The sequence below is a fragment of the Bacillus sp. LJBS06 genome, from assembly GCF_016924995.1.
GTDB classification, from domain to species: domain Bacteria; phylum Bacillota; class Bacilli; order Bacillales; family Bacillaceae; genus Bacillus; species Bacillus stercoris.
Window position 1 is genome coordinate 3,611,523 of the sequence record NZ_CP070483.1, and the last position, 18,113, is coordinate 3,629,635.

General features: G+C 43.9%; 18 protein-coding genes. 12 read left to right on the forward strand and 6 right to left on the reverse strand.

The features are described 5' to 3' along the window. Position 1: 1 nt before the first annotated feature. Positions 2-1,105: a spore germination protein GerBB gene (gene gerBB / locus JQX68_RS18320; RefSeq protein ID WP_147772607.1), complete on the forward strand. Its 1,104-nt coding sequence runs from the start codon at positions 2-4 to the stop codon at positions 1,103-1,105. Further along, complete coding sequence (locus JQX68_RS18325) at positions 1,102-2,226, forward strand: spore germination protein GerBC (RefSeq protein WP_147772608.1); 1,125 nt, start codon at positions 1,102-1,104, stop codon at positions 2,224-2,226. Before gerBB ends, JQX68_RS18325 begins: the two co-directional genes overlap by 4 nt. A gap of 36 nt (positions 2,227-2,262) precedes the next feature. Here the strand turns inward: JQX68_RS18325 and JQX68_RS18330 are convergent, their stop codons facing one another. Continuing rightward, positions 2,263-3,636 carry a sugar porter family MFS transporter gene (locus tag JQX68_RS18330; RefSeq protein WP_040081624.1) on the reverse strand — a complete coding sequence of 458 codons (1,374 nt, stop codon included), beginning with the start codon at positions 3,634-3,636 and terminating at the stop codon, positions 2,263-2,265. Positions 3,637-3,968: 332 nt separating this feature from the next. Between JQX68_RS18330 and tagT the strand changes: the two genes are divergently transcribed. Next, complete coding sequence (tagT, locus tag JQX68_RS18335) at positions 3,969-4,937, forward strand: polyisoprenyl-teichoic acid--peptidoglycan teichoic acid transferase TagT (protein WP_014665604.1); 969 nt, start codon at positions 3,969-3,971, stop codon at positions 4,935-4,937. 156 nt (positions 4,938-5,093) lie between these two features. Next, positions 5,094-5,954, forward strand: a complete 861-nt coding sequence (gene ywtE / locus JQX68_RS18340) for a 5-amino-6-(5-phospho-D-ribitylamino)uracil phosphatase YwtE (protein WP_147772609.1) — start codon at positions 5,094-5,096, stop codon at positions 5,952-5,954. Positions 5,955-6,186: 232 nt separating this feature from the next. On the opposite strand, the gene pgdS is transcribed toward ywtE, so the two are convergent. The 5 genes from pgdS to pgsB form a co-directional block, all read right to left on the reverse strand. Next, positions 6,187-7,428: a gamma-DL-glutamyl hydrolase gene (gene pgdS / locus JQX68_RS18345; RefSeq protein WP_147772610.1), complete on the reverse strand. Its 1,242-nt coding sequence runs from the start codon at positions 7,426-7,428 to the stop codon at positions 6,187-6,189. Positions 7,429-7,568: 140 nt separating this feature from the next. Beyond that, positions 7,569-7,736: an extrachromosomal elements maintenance protein EdmS gene (gene edmS, locus JQX68_RS18350; protein ID WP_014665607.1), complete on the reverse strand. Its 168-nt coding sequence runs from the start codon at positions 7,734-7,736 to the stop codon at positions 7,569-7,571. 14 nt (positions 7,737-7,750) lie between these two features. Next, positions 7,751-8,893 carry a capsular polyglutamate synthetase PgsA gene (gene pgsA, locus JQX68_RS18355; protein ID WP_069150442.1) on the reverse strand — a complete coding sequence of 381 codons (1,143 nt, stop codon included), beginning with the start codon at positions 8,891-8,893 and terminating at the stop codon, positions 7,751-7,753. Between the two features lie 18 nt (positions 8,894-8,911). Further along, positions 8,912-9,361, reverse strand: coding sequence for a poly-gamma-glutamate biosynthesis protein PgsC (pgsC, locus tag JQX68_RS18360; protein ID WP_003227889.1), 450 nt, complete (start codon positions 9,359-9,361; stop codon positions 8,912-8,914). 14 nt (positions 9,362-9,375) lie between these two features. After that, complete coding sequence (pgsB, locus tag JQX68_RS18365) at positions 9,376-10,557, reverse strand: poly-gamma-glutamate synthase PgsB (RefSeq protein WP_003227883.1); 1,182 nt, start codon at positions 10,555-10,557, stop codon at positions 9,376-9,378. A gap of 783 nt (positions 10,558-11,340) precedes the next feature. Here pgsB and JQX68_RS18370 point away from each other — a divergent pair. The 8 genes from JQX68_RS18370 to JQX68_RS18405 all read left to right on the forward strand — a co-directional run bounded on the left by JQX68_RS18370 (position 11,341) and on the right by JQX68_RS18405 (position 18,091). Continuing rightward, positions 11,341-12,330, forward strand: a complete 990-nt coding sequence (locus JQX68_RS18370; RefSeq protein ID WP_147772611.1) for a LacI family DNA-binding transcriptional regulator — start codon at positions 11,341-11,343, stop codon at positions 12,328-12,330. Further along, the gene (gene rbsK, locus JQX68_RS18375; protein WP_041521433.1) at positions 12,323-13,204 is read left to right on the forward strand and encodes a ribokinase; all 882 of its coding nucleotides are present in this window, start codon (positions 12,323-12,325) and stop codon (positions 13,202-13,204) included. The genes JQX68_RS18370 and rbsK overlap by 8 nt, the downstream gene beginning before the upstream one ends. Further along, complete coding sequence (rbsD, locus tag JQX68_RS18380; protein ID WP_014665613.1) at positions 13,201-13,596, forward strand: D-ribose pyranase; 396 nt, start codon at positions 13,201-13,203, stop codon at positions 13,594-13,596. The genes rbsK and rbsD overlap by 4 nt, the downstream gene beginning before the upstream one ends. A 15-nt stretch (positions 13,597-13,611) precedes the next feature. Beyond that, positions 13,612-15,093 (forward strand): ribose ABC transporter ATP-binding protein RbsA, encoded by a 1,482-nt coding sequence (rbsA, locus tag JQX68_RS18385; RefSeq protein WP_147772612.1) that lies wholly within the window; start codon positions 13,612-13,614, stop codon positions 15,091-15,093. A 1-nt stretch (position 15,094) separates the two neighbouring features. Then, positions 15,095-16,063 (forward strand): ribose ABC transporter permease RbsC, encoded by a 969-nt coding sequence (gene rbsC, locus JQX68_RS18390; protein ID WP_147772613.1) that lies wholly within the window; start codon positions 15,095-15,097, stop codon positions 16,061-16,063. A gap of 12 nt (positions 16,064-16,075) precedes the next feature. Further along, complete coding sequence (rbsB, locus tag JQX68_RS18395; RefSeq protein WP_069150446.1) at positions 16,076-16,993, forward strand: ribose ABC transporter substrate-binding protein RbsB; 918 nt, start codon at positions 16,076-16,078, stop codon at positions 16,991-16,993. A 109-nt stretch (positions 16,994-17,102) separates the two neighbouring features. Then, a complete protein-coding gene (locus JQX68_RS18400) occupies positions 17,103-17,639 on the forward strand; it encodes an SH3 domain-containing protein (protein ID WP_147772614.1) in 537 nt (178 codons plus the stop codon). A 155-nt stretch (positions 17,640-17,794) separates the two neighbouring features. Then, positions 17,795-18,091, forward strand: a complete 297-nt coding sequence (locus JQX68_RS18405; RefSeq protein ID WP_147772615.1) for a DUF3892 domain-containing protein — start codon at positions 17,795-17,797, stop codon at positions 18,089-18,091. Positions 18,092-18,113: the final 22 nt, after the last annotated feature.

The following is an 18,113-nucleotide window of genomic DNA, read 5'->3' on the forward strand; positions in this document are numbered from 1 at the left end:
TATGAGGAAATCAGAACATAAACTGACATTTATGCAGACGCTCATTATGATCAGCAGCACATTGATCGGTGCCGGGGTGCTGACCCTTCCCCGCTCAGCCGCCGAAACCGACAGTCCGAGCGGATGGCTAATGATACTGATCCAGGGCGTTATTTTTATTATCATCGTTCTGCTTTTTTTGCCTTTTCTTCAAAAAAACAGCGGAAAAACCCTTTTTAAGCTCAACAGCATTGTAGCTGGAAAATTCATCGGCCTTCTATTAAATTTGTATATCTGTCTTTATTTCATTGGGATTGTCGGCTATCAAGCACGGATTTTAGGGGAGGTTGTCGGTTTCTTTTTGTTGAAAAATACGCCAATGGCAGTTGTGGTGTTTATATTTCTTGCAGTTGCCATCTATCATGTGGGCGGAGGCGTTTATTCCATTGGAAAGGTATACGCTTATATTTTTCCCATTACCCTTATTATTTTTATGATGCTTCTAATGTTCAGCTTTCGCTTGTTCCAGCTTGATTTTATCCGGCCGGTTTTTGAAGGAGGCTATCAAAGCTTTTTCTCTTTATTCCCAAAAACACTATTATATTTCTCAGGATTTGAAATCATTTTTTACCTGGTCCCTTTTATGAGAGATCCGAAGCAAGTGAAAAAGGCTGTTGCTCTGGGCATCGCGATTTCCACAGTGTTCTACAGCATTACTTTGCTCATTGTGATTGGCTGTATGACTGTGGCTGAGGCAAAAACGGTGACATGGCCGACCATTTCCCTTATTCACGCATTAGAGGTTCCGGGTATTTTTATTGAACGATTTGATTTGTTCTTACAGCTGACCTGGACAGCCCAGCAATTTGCCTGTATGCTCGGATCCTTCAAAGGCGCCCATATCGGGTTAACGGAAATCTTTCATCTGAAAAATAAAAACAATGCATGGCTGCTGACTGCAATGCTGGCTGCGACGTTTTTCATAACGATGTATCCCAAGGACTTGAATGACGTGTTTTATTACGGGACACTTCTTGGATATGCTTTCTTAATTGTGATTACAATTCCATTCTTCGTCTGGTTTTTAAGCTGGATACAGAAAAAATTAGGGAGGGGTCAGCAATGAAAACAGCCACAAAGCTCGCAGTCATGTTTTTTATGCTGCTGGCCCTCTGCGGGTGCTGGGATGTCAAAAATATCGAGAAACTATCCTTTGCCAGAGGGCTGGCAATCGATGAGACAGATGATCACCAGTACAAACTGACGTATCAAAACCTTCTTCCCCAAAGCGAAGACAGCCAATCATCCGGGAAACCCGAATTCGTTAATGTGACGTCCCACGGGAAGACGATCCTGGAAGCAGTCAGTGATGTAGCCATCAAGGACCCTCCTGTTTACAGCGATCATTTAAAAGTGATTCTTCTGGGAGAAAAACTGATGAGGAATCAAAATGTTGACCAAGTCTTCAACCACTTTATCCGGGATGATGAGCTGCGGCGAAGCAGCTATTTGATGGCAGCCAGAGGGAAGGCGGCTGATATCTTTACAAAAGGAAACCCCGATCAGCAGCAGCCAATGCCTTCAGAAAAACTAATTGATTTGACAACTCACAGCGGATATAACGGTAAGATTATGATACCGCTGCGCATCGGAAGAGCTTCCGTCTACTCTCAGAACGGGTACAGTTATCTTATTCAAGCCGTGAAAAACGAAAAGGGAAAAGCCAAGTATGACGGAGCAGGCATTATCAAAAGAGGCAGCAATAAACTCGTTGGATTTCTTTCAGCTGATGAAACCCAGACACTGACATGGGTCATGGGGACGATCCAAGGCGGTGTCATGCCGACGACAGATAAAGGACATCCGATTACGTTTGAGATCAAAAAATCGAAAACGAAAATTAAGCCGGTCATTGAAAACGGAAAGCCTGTCTTTCAGATTACTGTTAAAACGAAGGGCATCCTGACAGAAGACCAAAACCCGAATGAAAATTCCTTCAGCAAAAGATATTTGCACAGGCTGGAAAAGATTTTTGAGAAAAAGCTTGAGCGAGATGTAAAGCAGGTGATGGAAAAACTGCAGCACGAGTATAAAACCGATCCAGTCTTTTTCTCAGACCATATAAGGATTCAATATCCTGACTACTGGAATAAAGTAAAAGGGCATTGGGATGAAATATTTACTGAAGCTGATTTTAGGTACAATATTTCTTTTAAAATCATTAACTTTGGCTCGGTTGGAAAATGAGCAATCAAAAAGGTGCGCGTGATCGCGCACCTTTTTTTATGTTCCGACCGTTTGCTGTTTTCCGGCCTGTCCTCCCTGTCCGTTTTTGTCCCGCAAATCCTGCTCAATTTCTTCAAGGCTTTTTCCCTTTGTCTCTGTCACTTTAAATCGGACAAATAAGAAGGCCATGATACCAATTGCAGCATAAATCAGGAATAAATAACTGATTCCGATCGCTTCCATTAACATTGGATAGGTTAGTGAAACAATGAGTGTCCCAACGTGCAGCATTAAGGTCGAAACGCCCGTCCCGATTCCTCTGACGTGAAGCGGGAACAATTCAGGAAGCATCACCCAGACAACCGGCCCCCAGCTGACCGCAAAAACAACGATAAACACACCTAAACAAATGACGGTCGTCCATGAGGCAGCCGGAGTGTCACCGAAAAAGAGATTTACTAGAGCGAGAACGATCAAGCTGATCACCATCCCCGCATTCCCGAATAGCAATAACGGCTTTCTTCCGATCTTGTCGATGACTTTAATCGCTACTAATGTCATGAGAACATTGACTGTGCCGATTCCGACCGTTCCTAAAATTGAAGCGGAGTTTCCGAATCCGACGTTTGTAAAGGTTTTTGGCGCATAGTAGATGATCGTATTCGTTCCGATAAATTGCTGCAAAAATGCCAATCCCAAACCGGCAATCAGGGCTGGGCGCACCCATGGATCGAACAGCTCCTTCAGGCCGCCTTCATCCTGCTTTTCCGCTTCTTTTATATCATGTATTTCCTGATCAATATCTGTTGTGCCACGCAACTTTTCAAGAATTTTCTTCGCTTTGTTTTCTTCGCCATTCGTGAACAGCCACCGCGGGCTCTCCGGCATAAACAAAATGCCAATGAGCAGGAGCAGTGACGGCACAGCAGCCAATCCAAGCATCCAGCGCCACGCTTCAGCATCGGCAAATATGTAATTGACAATATAAGAAAGAAGGATGCCGACCGTGATCATCAGCTGATTCAGTGATGACAGCGCCCCGCGCTTATGCTTTGGCGCCAGTTCAGATAAATAAAGCGGCACGATTGTTGTCGATGTTCCGACTGCAAGTCCCAAAATGATGCGAAACAGCACCATGACTCCCGTATTTGGGGCCAGTGCCACACCAAGACCGCCTATACAAAACAACAGCGCGGCCGCCATAATTGCTTTTTTTCTTCCGAAACGGTCAGTCAGCTTGCCGGCCGCTCCCGAGCCTAGTATCGCCCCAACCAGTAAGGAGCTGACAACAAGCCCTTCTGTAAACGCATTCAATCCTAATTCCTTTTTCATAAATAAAATAGCTCCGGAAATCACTCCGGTATCATAGCCATATAACGCGCCACCAAGAGCTCCGAAAAAATAAAGCCATATATTTGACTGCTTTTTCATAAAAATGACTCCCTTTCTCCATCAGCTGCAATGAGATAGTCTGTGGGATTTTTTTAGAAATCTTTTAGCCTCTTTTTCCGGTCATTAAACCTTTTAATTTTGTAGATCATGAGTCTTCCAATCATTTACTTGGATTTTTTTCAATGTCACCGAAACATTTTACCTGTTCCAGCGTCCAATATAAGGTGATTCAGCACATCATCGTTATCAATTTTCAAAAACAAGAAATTATAAATATAGGAATATTTATCGGAAAATGTCTTTCGAGGAGTTGCCCCATGGCAAAATGAATGGTACGCTTCAAATATTAAAGAAACGTGAGGTATTGATATATGGAAGAACGATCACAGCGCAGAAAGAAAAAGAGAAAACTGAGAAAATGGGTGAAAGTCGTTGTCGGTTTAATGGCTTTCTTAGTCATTGCGGCAGGCTCTGTCGGCGCCTATGCTTTTGTAAAGCTGAACAATGCTTCTAAAGAAGCGCACGTCAGCCTAGCACGCGGAGAACAATCAGTAAAACGGATTAAAGAATTTGATCCTGGAAAGGATTCTTTTTCTGTATTGCTCTTAGGGATTGATGCCAGAGAGAAAAACGGCGAGACCGTCGATCAGGCAAGAAGTGACGCGAATGTGCTGGTTACATTTAATCGGAAAGAAAAAACAGCTAAAATGCTGAGCATTCCTCGTGACGCCTATGTAAACATCCCAGGCCACGGGTATGATAAATTCACACATGCTCACGCCTACGGCGGCGTTGATCTGACTGTGAAAACAGTTGAAGAGATGCTGGATATTCCCGTGGATTATGTCGTAGAAAGCAATTTCACGGCTTTTGAAGACGTCGTAAACGAGTTAAATGGCGTCAAAGTAACAGTAAAAAGCGATAAGGTCATTCAGCAAATCAAAAAAGATACAAAAGGCAAAGTCGTTCTTCAAAAAGGAACACATACGCTTGATGGGGAAGAAGCGCTCGCTTACGTAAGAACACGTAAAGCGGACAGTGACCTTTTACGCGGGCAAAGACAAATGGAAGTGCTGAGCGCTATTATAGATAAATCAAAATCATTGAGCTCAATTCCGGCTTATGATGATATTGTGGATACGATGGGGCAAAATTTAAAAATGAACTTATCTCTTAAAGATGCCATCGGCCTGTTCCCGTTCATCACTTCATTGAAATCAGTTGAGTCTATTCAGCTGACGGGTTATGATTACGAACCTGCCGGCGTTTATTATTTCAAATTGGATCAGCAAAAGCTGCAGGAAGTGAAAAAAGAGCTGCAAAATGATTTAGGTGTATAATGAACGGGATGGCGATTACGCCATCCCGTTTTACATATTTCCTTGTTGAAAATTTTCAAAGTAACGTTTAGCCTTGGTTTATATGGATTATGTTTCGCAGGCAAGCTGAACATACTACACGAAGCAGCTTCATTTTTAAGGAGGTTCCCCCTACATATGAAATGTATTGCGATTGATTTAGATGGAACATTGTTGAATAAAGAAAGCGTCATTTCTGCGGAAAACAGAGCGGCGATCAAGCGGGCCGTTGATGCCGGCATTCTCGTCACCATTTGCACGGGAAGAGCAACATTTGATGTAAAAGCGCTGCTGGATGACTTGGACATCCCAATCATTGCGGCTAATGGCGGCACGATCCACGACACGGGTTACCGTTTGATCAGCCGGACATTAATGGATCAGGAAGCCGGCAAAGCGATTGCTGATTACTTACTGTCAAAAAACATTTACTTTGAGGTATATACAGATGACCATCTGCTTTCTCCTTTTGACGGCGAAGCTAAGCTGCACGCGGAGCTAGACATTCTAAAGAGCGCAAATCCAAACGAACAGACAGATGAATTGTGGCAAGGGGCCATGACTCAATTCAAGCAGTTTGGCATTAAACCAATCCCTCATATCGAATCTGTTTTTGAGGGCGGTGAAAACATTTATAAGCTTCTTTGCTTCTCCTTTGATATGGACAAGCTGAAACAAGCGAAGGAAGAGCTGAAGCATCATAACAAACTGGCGCAAACCTCTTCCGGAAAACATATTATCGAAATCCTGCCGGCCTCTTCAGGAAAAGGACGCGCGTTAACAAAGCTGGCTGACATATACGGAATTGAAACACAGGATATCTATGCGATCGGCGACAGTCCGAACGATTTGTCCATGTTTGAAGTCGCCGGACACCGTATCGCCATGGAAAATGCGATTGATGAATTAAAAGAAAAAAGCACCTTTGTCACAAAAAGCAATGACGAAAATGGTGTGGCCTACTTTATAGACCGGCTGCTTTCCGGCCAATATGCATAAAGAAAAGACTCCAGAGATTCTGGAGTCTTTAAATTGTTGACAAAATCCTAAAACGACTTTAGTTTTAGGATTTTGTCATCTTTTCAGCGTGATTGAAAACCTTTGAAGTCTAGGAAAGGCGAGCATTGGAGCGGAGCGAATATTCTAATTCGTGAGCACCGACGCGCAGGCTTGACAACGAATGCGAGGGTTTGTCAACACGCTGAAGACTCCAAGGATTGGAGTCTTTTTTTTATTGCACCCGTATACTTCCTGCGTATTTATCCTTCCAATACGTGCTCGTGTTCATATTGGTGATGGTCACGCCGTTTGATAATGTGACATGAACAACTTGTCCGTTTCCGATATAGATGGCGGGATTTAAGCTTGTTGATTGGAAGAACACAATGTCTCCCGGCTTCAGGTCCGCCTTCTCAATCTTAGTGCCGGCTGTGTACTGGCTTGTTGCGTATCGAGGCAGGGAAATACCGGCTGCTTTCTGGTATACATACTGGACAAATCCAGCTGTATCAAATCCTGTCTCTGGAGACACTCCGCCCTGTTTGTAAGGTACTTCTCCGACATAAAGCGTAGCTTCGGATACAATCGGATTTTCTTTCGGGATCGTCAAGTTGTCAAATCGGCGAATGCCCGTCATCTTCGATTTCCAGTAATCCTCTGATAAATAGGAAATGGTTACTTTTTCTGATCGGCTTGCCTGGATAAACCTGCCCGCGCCCGCATAAATGCCTGCATGTGAAATACCTGTTTTATACGTATTGCTGAAATAGACGACATCACCGGGCTTTATATTCTGAGGGGCTACCTTCTCGCCCACTGCCCACTGCTGTTCGGCTGATCGCGGCAGATAAATGCCGAGTGCCTGTTGAAACACATATTGCACAAGTCCCGAGCAATCAAAGCCCTCTGACGGCGTGCTGCCGCCAAACACATATGGAATGCCGATATATTTTTCAGCCTCCTGAACGACAGGAACATCAGCCGTTGCCGGATCGGCAGCGATTCGTCTCGCCCCGATATAAGACCCGCTCCAATAGCTGCTTTTTTTGTAATTGGTGATGATAACCCCTTTTGACTGTGTACTGTGAATCATTTGGCCGTCTCCGATATAGAGAGCGTTGTGTGTCGGAACAGTGCCGCTGCTCCCCTCTTTCTTGAAAAACAAAATATCACCCGGCTTCAGGTCTTCCGGTTTTACAGCTGTTCCGATTTTATACTGGTCGTTTACAGATCTCGGCAGATGAATATCAGCCTTACTGAAAACATATTGTATTAATCCTGAAGGGTCGAAGCCCTCTTTCGGCGATTCACCGCCGTATTTATACTGATAACCAAGCAGGCTTTTTGCTTCGCTGATGATCAATTCAGATGATGTATCAGCCTCCGCAATCTCCGCTTTTGTCATAATGGGAACCAAAAAACAAATGATAACCGCCACAAGCAAAAACTTCTTCCAGTTTGCCAGTGAGTTCACTTTTCGTATCTCCTCCTCTTTTTGCAGTTTTAACATCGGTATTTTTTTGAATATGTTAAGTAACTTTTTGAAATTTTTACAGAATGAGTATGCTGGGCAAATAAAAAGAGAGTGTCTCATCAGACACTCTCTTTTTTGAATTATTTATTGGTGCTAGCCGTTTCTTCCTGCTGTTGGATTTTATGCATCTCTGTATCAATCTTCTGTTTTTCCTGATCTGTCAGCTGATCATTGAATTTAAAAGCTGACATAAACATGAACACGATGGCTACGGCAACAAACGGCCAGATGGCTTTGACAAATTTCATCTTTATCACTCCGATTATTTAGATTTTAGTTTGTCACTATGATCAACATCAAACGTCAGTTTTCCGTCTTCTACTTTCCAAGCGAAATTAGAGTCTTTCGTCAGTTCACGAATAATTGTTTTCTGTTTAAGGCTGTCTTTTTTCACAGGTGCAGGTGTCGCTTCATGGATGTCGATCGGTGTCACTTCAAAGCGGCCTGTTCCATTTTTCTTCAGGTGATACTGAACAAGTGCACTGTCTCTCGTTCTCGTCCAGCCCTGGTCAAAGACAAAGTTTCCGAGACTGTAGAAAATAACGGTTCCGTTATATACTTCAATCGGTTCTAAGACGTGCGGGTGATGGCCGACGATGATGTCAGCTCCCGCATCGGACATGGCTCTTGCAAGCTGGCGCTGGCGGTCGTTTGGATCATTGTCATACTCTTGGCCCCAGTGTGACTGCACAACGACGATGTCCGCATATTTTTTCGCTTCTGAAATCATAGGGATGAAGATTTCAGGATCTGCGGGAAGCACGCCAGGTGTATTCTTTTTAGCTGCGAAGCCTTTCCCGGACACATCGGTAAAGCCAAGCGTCGCAATCGTTATCCCATTGACTTTCTGGTACGAAATTTTCTTTTTCGCATCACTTAAGCTGTACCCCGCTCCAACGATATCAAGGTTTTGCTTCGCAAATTCTCCTAGTGTATCTTTCATCCCCTGAACGCCGTAATCCATGGCGTGGTTGTTTGCGCTGTTGAGAACCGTGAAATTCATATCTTTCAATACTTTCACCGATTCTTTATTCGTCTGCAGATGAATCTCTTTATCTGCTTGTTTATAATTCTTTTGATAGGTTACCGGGTTTTCAAAGTTTCCTGCTACATAATCCGAGGATTTAAAGATCGGTTCAACATATTGAAAAATACTGTCTGCCCCTTTTTGCTCCGTTACTTTTTCAACATAGCGGCCCATCATAATATCGCCGACAAATGAGGCGGAGAGTACGTCGTCAGAATATGTTTTGACCTTCGGTGTTTCTGCTTTTCCCGCCCACATGAAAGCGAACATGAGGACAAAAACGATCGGAATGGCAATAAATACGTGCTTATTGGTTTTCTTTTTTTGCTGTTTTGTCAGCTTTAGCAGCTTTTCATGAAAGCTCAGTTCTTTTTTCATCGTTTGACACACCTTACATTAAATTAAGTAGTAAACAAACATGATAGCAAAGGTCGCTCCGCTCAATAGCAGCGTGCTTCCGAACGTAATCGTTAAACCTTGTTTCTGAATGGTATTGGCAATTAAACCTGGCACGATGATGCCGATTCCTCGAAATTCTGCGATTTCAAATGGTACAATCGGGTATAGAAAATCAAATGCGATTTTCAGTACGATCCCTGTTATCAGCATGGCAGCGAATTTTCTGCGTCCGTACAAAATCATAAATTTGGATAAACCGTATTTCACAATGACATACGTGAGCAAGCTCACTAGCAAAACAAGTAAAATAAAGACCGGCTGATTAAACACAAGTCCTAAATATCCCGGTACAACCAGTCCTGCCGGCACGATCCCTGTTTTTTCCGCGAAAATTAAACTGAGTAGTACACCTAAAATGAGTGCGATGTATAAATCTGATCCGAACATGTCTGCATTTCCCCCTAGCTTACGAGCTGCTTAACCTTGTATTCGTGGATTTTTTCAATTAAAGGCTCTGCGGCACCATGAATATTGCCGACGCCATATATGACACGATTGTGCATTCTTTTCTTTAATAATTCCATAATTTCATCTGTTGACTTATACTCTAGATCATGCAGTTTGTCTGCAGGAATTTTGCCTTCTTCATAGGCTTTTACGATCGGTTCTGTTGTTTCACCGATTAAGATCAGTTCACTTGCTTCAATATAAGGCAATACGTCATTTGCGAATTGCTGTGTCCGATCGACACGGTCTGCGCGGCAGTTCATGATGATGATCGGATCATCGGTCGGGTAACCGATTTCTTTTACACGTTTCCATATATTCAAAGTAGAAGAAGCGTCGTTTGCGGCAAACCCATTAACAAAGTGCCCAGGCTCGCTCGGACTGATCAACGGAAGAATTCTCATTGCTCCCGGATCTGGCGGCGCATTCAGCATTCCCTTAAATGCTGTTTCTTCATCAATGCCGAGTGCTTGAGCCACACCCAAGGCCAGAGAAGCGTTATCAGGGAATACCATGTATTCAAATTTACGTAAATATTCATCTGTAATTTTTGAGTTATCAGCAATGATGACTTTTGTGTTTCGTTCTTTTGCTTTTTGTTTAAAGAACTCGGTATATTCACTATCTGTAATGACAAGATGGCCATTATAAGGAATAGTAGCGGTAAACGCTTCCGCAATTTCATCCAGCGTCGGCCCCATGACATCCATATGATCCTCTAAAACGTTAACAATGACGCCGATATTGGCCTGCAGAAGTTCTTCCTGAAAGATGATTTGATAATCCGGGTTAACAGCCATGCACTCACTGACAATCGCGTTAGCCCCTCTTTCTACAGTTTCTCTCATGACTTCTTTTTGCTCTCCGATATTCGGCCCCTGTGGTTTCCGTTTAATCGGCTTTTCCTCCGGTGTGTCCCAGTAAATCATTCTTGCATCTGTACCTGTTGTTTTTCCAACAGTCTTGTAACCGGCTTCTATTAATATTCCGGTTGTCAGCCTTGTCACAGTCGATTTTCCTCGGATGCCGTTAATATTCACCCGAACAGGGAGGGCATCAATGTTTTTCTGATGTCGTCGTTTTTCTAATATTCCGATGACCAGTATGACAGCACAGGCTATAATGAGTAACCACATTGCTTTTCGACATCTCCTTCTATATTGTTGTAAATTCATTCATCAGTATATAGAATCACTATGAATTCTCAATCGGCATTATGTAACATAATCTCCCCTCATCGACTAAGCCAAAATTCTCTTTTGAAAGAGATTTTATACCTACAAACTGTTTTCTATTTTTGGTAAACAGCAGGACTTATACCTTATCTCTTTTTTTAAAAATCAAAAGGAATGCGCTTTCATTTTTCTTCTGATATCCTTCTGTACGTATAGTCACAGCCTGCTGTTTAAATTTAATATGCATTTCAAATCAATCTTTTTTTCAGCCTGTATTATCAAACTTCTCCCGCTCTCATGCATGTTTCCGGTTCTTATGAACACAAAATAGTTTGATCCTGTTTCTTAAGGATAAGGTCATAATGTCATCCTTTCTGCATGGAATAAGCAATATGAGGCCCATTCCAAAATGACTAAGGAGTTCCAAGATGAAAACGCTAAATTTACGAGTCCGAATTCTCTAACATAATTAAACATTTTCTGGGCTGATAGTCTTTCCTGTTTCTTTTCATTTACAGGTCTAAACGCATGACATTGAAACAATTTTAATAAAACTTAATATTTGTTCAAGAAATCTTCATCCATATTTGTGAAGACTTTGTCAAAAAAAGAGTGAAAACCTTAAATTTTTCAATTATATATACAATTTACAAATAGATTTCTTTTGATATTTTTATTGCCAACTTCGGATCACCCATGATAATCTATCTATGTAAACGGTTACATAAACGAGGAGGAGCTGTTTTGGCTACAATTAAAGATGTCGCCGGAGCGGCGGGCGTTTCAGTTGCGACGGTTTCCCGCGTCCTGAATGATAACGGCTATGTACACGAAGAAACGCGAACCCGTGTCATAGCGGCGATGGAGAAGCTGAACTATTACCCGAATGAAGTCGCCAGATCTTTATATAAAAGAGAATCCCGGCTGATCGGACTTTTGCTCCCGGATATCACAAACCCTTTCTTCCCCCAGCTTGCCCGCGGTGCGGAGGATGAATTGAACCAGGAGGGCTATCGCCTTATTTTCGGCAACAGTGACGAGGAATTGAAAAAGGAACTTGAGTACCTTCAAACATTTAAGCAAAACCATGTTGCAGGCATTATTGCCGCAACGAATTACCCGGATCTTGAGGAATACAGCGGCATGAATTATCCGGTCGTTTTTCTGGACAGAACTCTTGAAGGGGCCCCTTCTGTGTCCAGTGATGGCTTTACAGGAGGAAAGTTAGCCGCCGAAGCTATTATTAACGGAAAAAGCCGGCGCATTACGCTCTTGAGAGGCCCCGCTCACCTGCCGACCGCTCAGGACCGCTTTAACGGCGCTTTGGAAATCTTACAGCAGGCTGAAGTTGATTTTCAGGTGATTGAGACGGCTTCGTTTTCTATTCAAGATGCACAATCAATGGCGGAAAAGCTGTTTGCCGCTTATCCAGCGACAGACGGTGTGATCGCGAGTAACGATATTCAAGCCGCTGCAGTTTTACATGAAGCATTGCGGCGCGGAAAAAAAGTGCCGGAGGACATTCAAATTATCGGCTATGATGACATTCCGCAAAGCGAGCTGCTGTTCCCGCCACTGTCTACAATTAAACAGCCATCATATGATATGGGGAAAGAAGCAGCCAGACTGCTTTTGCGTATCATCAAAAAACAGCCGCTGGCAGAAACGGCCATTCAAATGCCTGTCACCTATATAGGAAGAAAGACGACAAGAAAGGAAGATGATGATGCGTAATATTTGTGTGATTGGAAGTTGTTCTATGGATTTAGTGGTCACCTCGGACAAACGCCCAAAAGCCGGTGAAACGGTTCTTGGCACGTCGTTTCAAACTGTGCCGGGCGGCAAAGGAGCAAATCAGGCGGTTGCCGCAGCAAGACTTGGGGCTCAAGTATTTATGGTCGGGAAGGTTGGAGACGATCATTATGGAACAGCTATTTTGAATAACTTAAAAGCAAACGGTGTTCGCATTGACTATATGGAACCGGTTACACACAAAGAAAGCGGAACCGCCCACATTGTGCTTGCTGAAGGTGATAACAGCATTGTCGTTGTCAAAGGCGCGAACGATGACATCACTCCAGCGTATGCGATACATGCGCTTGAACAGATTGAAAAGGTCGATATGGTCCTGATTCAGCAGGAAATCCCAGAGGAAACGGTTGATGAGGTGTGCAAATACTGCCATTCCCACGATATCCCGATCATGCTAAACCCGGCACCGGCCCGCCCGCTGAAGCAAGAAACAATTGATCACGCCACCTATCTCACGCCGAATGAACACGAGGCTTCGCTCTTATTCCCTGAGCTTACCATTTCTGAAGCTCTGGCGCTTTATCCGGCAAAACTCTTTATTACAGAAGGAAAACAAGGCGTCCGCTATTCAGCTGGCAGCAAAGAGGTGCTCATCCCGTCCTTCCCTGTTGAGCCCGTGGATACAACCGGAGCCGGTGATACGTTTAACGCAGCGTTTGCCGTGGCTCTGGCTGAAGGAAAAGACATTGAAGCTGCATTGCGGTTTGCCAATCGTGCAGCTTCCCTTTCTGTCTGTTCCTTCGGTGCCCAAGGCGGCATGCCGACAAGAAATGAAGTAGAGGAGCTGCTGTCATGAAAAAACACGGTATACTAAACAGCCATCTTGCCAAGCTTTTAGCTGACCTTGGCCACACTGATAAAGTTGTCATTGCAGATGCCGGATTGCCGGTCCCTGACGGCGTTTTGAAAATTGATCTTTCATTAAAGCCGGGTCTCCCGGCTTTCCAAGATACAGCGGCAGTGCTCGCTGACGAGATGGTCGTCGAAAAAGTCATTGCCGCAGCTGAAATAAAAACATCTAATCAAGAGAATGCGAGATTTCTAGAAAATCTTTTCTCTAAACAAAAGATTGAATACCTTTCGCACGAGGAGTTTAAGCTGCTGACAAAAGAAGCAAAAGCCATCATAAGAACGGGTGAATTTACACCATATGCCAACTGCATCCTGCAGGCGGGTGTGCTTTTCTAGAAAGGAGGAGAAAACATGCAGATTGAAATGAAAGACATTCATAAAGCATTTGGAAAAAACCAGGTGCTATCAGGCGTTTCCTTTCAGCTCTTACCTGGCGAGGTTCACGCGTTAATGGGAGAAAACGGCGCTGGCAAGTCCACGCTTATGAACATTCTGACAGGCCTGCACAAATCGGATCAAGGCCAAATCAGCATAAATGGAAACGAAACGTACTTTTCCAATCCAAAAGAAGCGGAACAGCATGGGATAGCCTTTATCCATCAGGAATTGAATATCTGGCCGGAAATGACTGTTCTGGAGAATCTATTTATCGGTAAGGAGATATCCTCCAAGCTGGGCGTTTTACAAACAAGAAAAATGAAAGCGCTAGCAAAAGAGCAATTTGATAAACTCTCTGTCTCTCTTTCGCTAGATCAAGAAGCTGGTGAATGTTCTGTTGGACAGCAGCAAATGATTGAAATCGCAAAAGCGCTTATGACAAATGCCGAAGTGATCATTATGGATGAGCCGACCGCTGCTTTGACCGAACGAGAAATCAGCAAGCTCTTTGAGGTCATTACAGCATTAAAAAAGAACGGCGTCTCCATTGTCTATATTTCTCATCGCATGGAAGAAATTTTTGCGATTTGCGACAGAATTACCATCATGCGTGACGGAAAAACGGTGGATACAACAAACATCTCAGAAACTGATTTTGATGACGTCGTCAAAAAAATGGTCGGACGGGAGCTGACTGAACGATATCCAAAACGCGCTCCTTCTCTCGGTGACAAAGTATTTGAAGTGAAAAATGCCTCTATAAAAGGGAGGTTTGAAGATGTCAGCTTTTATGTTCGTTCCGGTGAGATCGTCGGTGTATCAGGATTAATGGGAGCCGGCCGGACAGAAATGATGAGAGCGCTGTTCGGCGTTGACAGGCTGGACACGGGTGAGATATGGATCGCTGGGAAAAAGACAGCTATTAAGAACCCGCAGGAAGCGGTGAAAAAAGGACTCGGCTTTATTACAGAGAACCGCAAGGATGAAGGGCTTCTGCTCGACACCTCGATTCGCGAGAATATTGCCCTGCCCAATCTGTCCAGCTTTTCACCAAAGGGTCTGATTGATCACAAGCGGGAGGCTGAATTTGTCGATCTGTTAATCAAACGCCTGACTATCAAAACAGCATCACCGGAAACGCACGCACGCCATTTGTCAGGTGGAAACCAGCAAAAAGTGGTGATAGCCAAGTGGATCGGCATCGGACCGAAAGTGCTTATCTTGGATGAGCCAACCAGAGGTGTGGATGTTGGAGCCAAACGAGAGATTTATACGCTGATGAATGAGCTGACCGAACGCGGCGTCGCTATCATCATGGTGTCATCAGAGCTGCCGGAAATTCTCGGAATGAGCGATCGGATTATCGTGATCCATGAAGGCAGAATCAGCGGAGAAATCGATGCGCGAGAAGCAACACAAGAACGAATTATGACACTTGCCACGGGAGGGCGGTAATATGAAAACGGAACAACTGCAAACAGAACACAAACGGATTCACTTCGACGGAGTCATGCAAAAACTCGGCCCGTTTCTTGGTTTATTTATTCTCGTAATCATTGTATCTATTTTAAATCCCAGCTTTCTTGAACCGCTGAATATATTAAACCTGCTTCGCCAGGTCGCCATTAACGGATTAATCGCGTTCGGCATGACGTTTGTGATTTTGACAGGCGGCATTGATCTTTCTGTCGGCGCTATTCTTGCTCTGTCCAGCGCTTTAGTTGCGGGAATGATTGTATCCGGTGTTGATCCGGTTCTCGCGATCATCCTTGGCTGTATCATTGGTGCCATGCTCGGCATGATCAACGGATTATTGATCACAAAAGGAAAAATGGCGCCCTTTATCGCCACACTTGCGACTATGACTGTGTTTCGCGGACTGACGCTTGTGTATACTGACGGAAATCCAATTACCGGACTTGGCACAACCTACGCTTTTCAGATGTTCGGACGCGGTTACTTTTTAGGCATTCCTGTACCGGCAATTACGATGGTTCTTGCCTTTGTCATCCTTTGGGTGCTTCTTCATAAAACACCATTTGGACGCCGAACATACGCTATCGGCGGCAACGAAAAAGCCGCGCTCATTTCAGGCATCAAAGTGACACGCGTGAAAGTGATAATCTATTCTTTAGCCGGACTTTTGTCCGCTCTTGCAGGTGCCATATTGACTTCCCGCCTGCATTCAGCCCAGCCGACTGCCGGGGAATCGTACGAACTTGATGCTATCGCGGCAGTCGTCTTAGGCGGGACAAGTCTTTCCGGCGGCCGCGGCCGCATTGTCGGCACGTTAATCGGGGTGCTGATCATCGGCACACTTAATAACGGGCTTAATCTGCTTGGCGTCTCATCATTTTATCAGCTGGTTGTCAAAGGGATTGTTATCTTAATCGCGGTATTGTTAGACCGCAAGAAGTCAGCATAGGAGGGTTTTTACATGAAAAAGGCTGTATCCGTCATTTTAACGTTATCATTATTTTTGTTAACCGCCTGTTCGCTTGAGCCTCCCCAATGGGCAAAGCCATCAAACTCGGGGAACAAAAAGGAATTCACCATCGGCTTGTCCGTCTCAACGCTTAATAATCCTTTTTTTGTCTCATTAAAAAAGGGCATCGAAAAAGAAGCTGAAAAACGGGGAATGAAAGTGATCATTGTGGATGCACAAAATGATTCATCGAAACAGACAAGTGACGTGGAAGATTTAATTCAGCAAGGCGTTGATGCATTATTAATCAACCCGACTGATTCTTCGGCGATCTCAACGGCAGTAGAATCTGCAAACGCAGTCGGTGTGCCCGTCGTCACAATCGATCGATCCGCCGAACAAGGAAAAGTTGAAACTCTCGTTGCTTCCGATAATATAAAAGGCGGTGAAATGGCCGCGGCGTTTATTGCCGACAAACTTGGAAAAGGAGCAAAGGTAGCAGAGCTAGAAGGCGTGCCTGGCGCCTCTGCCACACGGGAACGCGGCTCCGGATTCCATCACATCGCAGACAAAAAGCTCAATGTCGTCACAAAACAATCAGCTGACTTTGACCGCACCAAAGGCCTGACAGTCATGGAAAATCTGTTGCAGGGTCATCCTGATATCCAAGCTGTTTTTGCTCACAATGATGAAATGGCGCTCGGTGCCCTCGAGGCAATTAACAGTTCGGGGAAAGACATATTGGTGATCGGTTTTGACGGCAATAAAGATGCGCTCGCTTCCATTAAAGACGGAAAGCTATCAGCCACAGTCGCTCAGCAGCCTGAATTAATCGGTAAACTGGCTACAGAAGCAGCAGATGACATTTTGCACGGAAAAAAAGTAAAAAAATCAATATCCGCGCCTCTCAAACTAGAAACACAAAAGTAATAGTCAAGGATCAGATTTTTATCTGATCCTTTTTCATGTTTAGAAACCTGCGATAACGTGAATAGGGATATAGAGTGAATTATTTCTCTTACGTGAGGAGAGGAACGACATGAACAAACCAATAAAAATATTTTCAACTTTAGCACTTGCGGCTGGAATGACTGCGGCTGCTGCAGGCGGCGCTGACACGATCCATGCTCAACAGCCAGAAACAACTGTAAGCATTGACGATTTATACAGTTATCCGATTGATTCTTATTTGGTGTCAGCAGAGGCTCTAAATGTCAGAACGAAGGCTTCCGCATCAAGCCAGAAAGCCGATACACTGCACTTAGGCGATAGCTTAAAGCTGATTTCCTTCTCAAATGCTGACTGGGCAAAGGTTCATTATAAAAACGGAAAAACAGGCTTTGTCTCCACTCATTACATTGTAAAAGCAGCAACAACAGTAAAAACCAAAACAAAAACGAAAGTATACACATCCGCTGACGGAAAGAGCATCAAGACTCTCCCAGCAAACACAAGCGTTTCTTTTTTAGGCTGGAGTAAAACGAATAAAGGCGGTTTTGATTTTGATTGGGTATTCGTTGATTACGGCGGTGCGACAGGTTATATGAATACACAGGATTTACACATGACAAAATAACTGAGAGGGATTCCGTATTTGTGCGGAATCCCTTTTATTATGAATGGATTTGTCACATTCCCAAGATATTTCTCAGGAAATATTGTCGTATGCTGTGTCAAAACCTTACATGATCATCGACATTTTTGTTCACGCTAAAAAGCGGAGGTGTAAATATGGATCAATTTGAAGCAGCATATGAATCGTATAAAGCCCGGCAAACAACTGCCGATCAGGAAAATGTTCCATCTGGAAAAGAAGAAATTATTGCGGTTAGAAGAAATGAGGAAGACAATATTATTGCAGTGAAAACCAATACAGGAAGAGAGCTCGATTACCCTACAGCGCTGTCAGAAGCAAAAGCAGGAAAGCTCGCTCATGTTGATGTCTTTCATAAATACGGGCGTGACATTTTGCGAAGTGAACCGGACGGCACGAGGGAAAATAACCTGTCTGAACTGCCGGATTTTTAATCACAAACAGCCCTGCCATGTC

Bases quoted from the DNA above. Each gene is read 5' to 3' on its own strand.
- JQX68_RS18400 (WP_147772614.1), top strand. From the start codon at position 17,103: ATGAACAAACCAATAAAAATATTTTCAACTTTAGCACTTGCGGCTGGA.
- JQX68_RS18330 (WP_040081624.1), bottom strand. From the start codon at position 3,636: ATGAAAAAGCAGTCAAATATATGGCTTTATTTTTTCGGAGCTCTTGGT.
- tagT (WP_014665604.1), top strand. From the start codon at position 3,969: ATGGAAGAACGATCACAGCGCAGAAAGAAAAAGAGAAAACTGAGAAAA.
- pgsC (WP_003227889.1), bottom strand. From the start codon at position 9,361: ATGTTCGGATCAGATTTATACATCGCACTCATTTTAGGTGTACTACTC.
- rbsD (WP_014665613.1), top strand. From the start codon at position 13,201: ATGAAAAAACACGGTATACTAAACAGCCATCTTGCCAAGCTTTTAGCT.
- ywtE (WP_147772609.1), top strand. From the start codon at position 5,094: ATGAAATGTATTGCGATTGATTTAGATGGAACATTGTTGAATAAAGAA.
- rbsK (WP_041521433.1), top strand. From the start codon at position 12,323: ATGCGTAATATTTGTGTGATTGGAAGTTGTTCTATGGATTTAGTGGTC.
- JQX68_RS18405 (WP_147772615.1), top strand. From the start codon at position 17,795: ATGGATCAATTTGAAGCAGCATATGAATCGTATAAAGCCCGGCAAACA.
- rbsB (WP_069150446.1), top strand. From the start codon at position 16,076: ATGAAAAAGGCTGTATCCGTCATTTTAACGTTATCATTATTTTTGTTA.
- JQX68_RS18325 (WP_147772608.1), top strand. From the start codon at position 1,102: ATGAAAACAGCCACAAAGCTCGCAGTCATGTTTTTTATGCTGCTGGCC.
- pgsB (WP_003227883.1), bottom strand. From the start codon at position 10,557: ATGTGGTTACTCATTATAGCCTGTGCTGTCATACTGGTCATCGGAATA.
- rbsC (WP_147772613.1), top strand. From the start codon at position 15,095: ATGAAAACGGAACAACTGCAAACAGAACACAAACGGATTCACTTCGAC.
- gerBB (WP_147772607.1), top strand. From the start codon at position 2: ATGAGGAAATCAGAACATAAACTGACATTTATGCAGACGCTCATTATG.
- edmS (WP_014665607.1), bottom strand. From the start codon at position 7,736: ATGAAATTTGTCAAAGCCATCTGGCCGTTTGTTGCCGTAGCCATCGTG.
- pgsA (WP_069150442.1), bottom strand. From the start codon at position 8,893: ATGAAAAAAGAACTGAGCTTTCATGAAAAGCTGCTAAAGCTGACAAAA.
- rbsA (WP_147772612.1), top strand. From the start codon at position 13,612: ATGCAGATTGAAATGAAAGACATTCATAAAGCATTTGGAAAAAACCAG.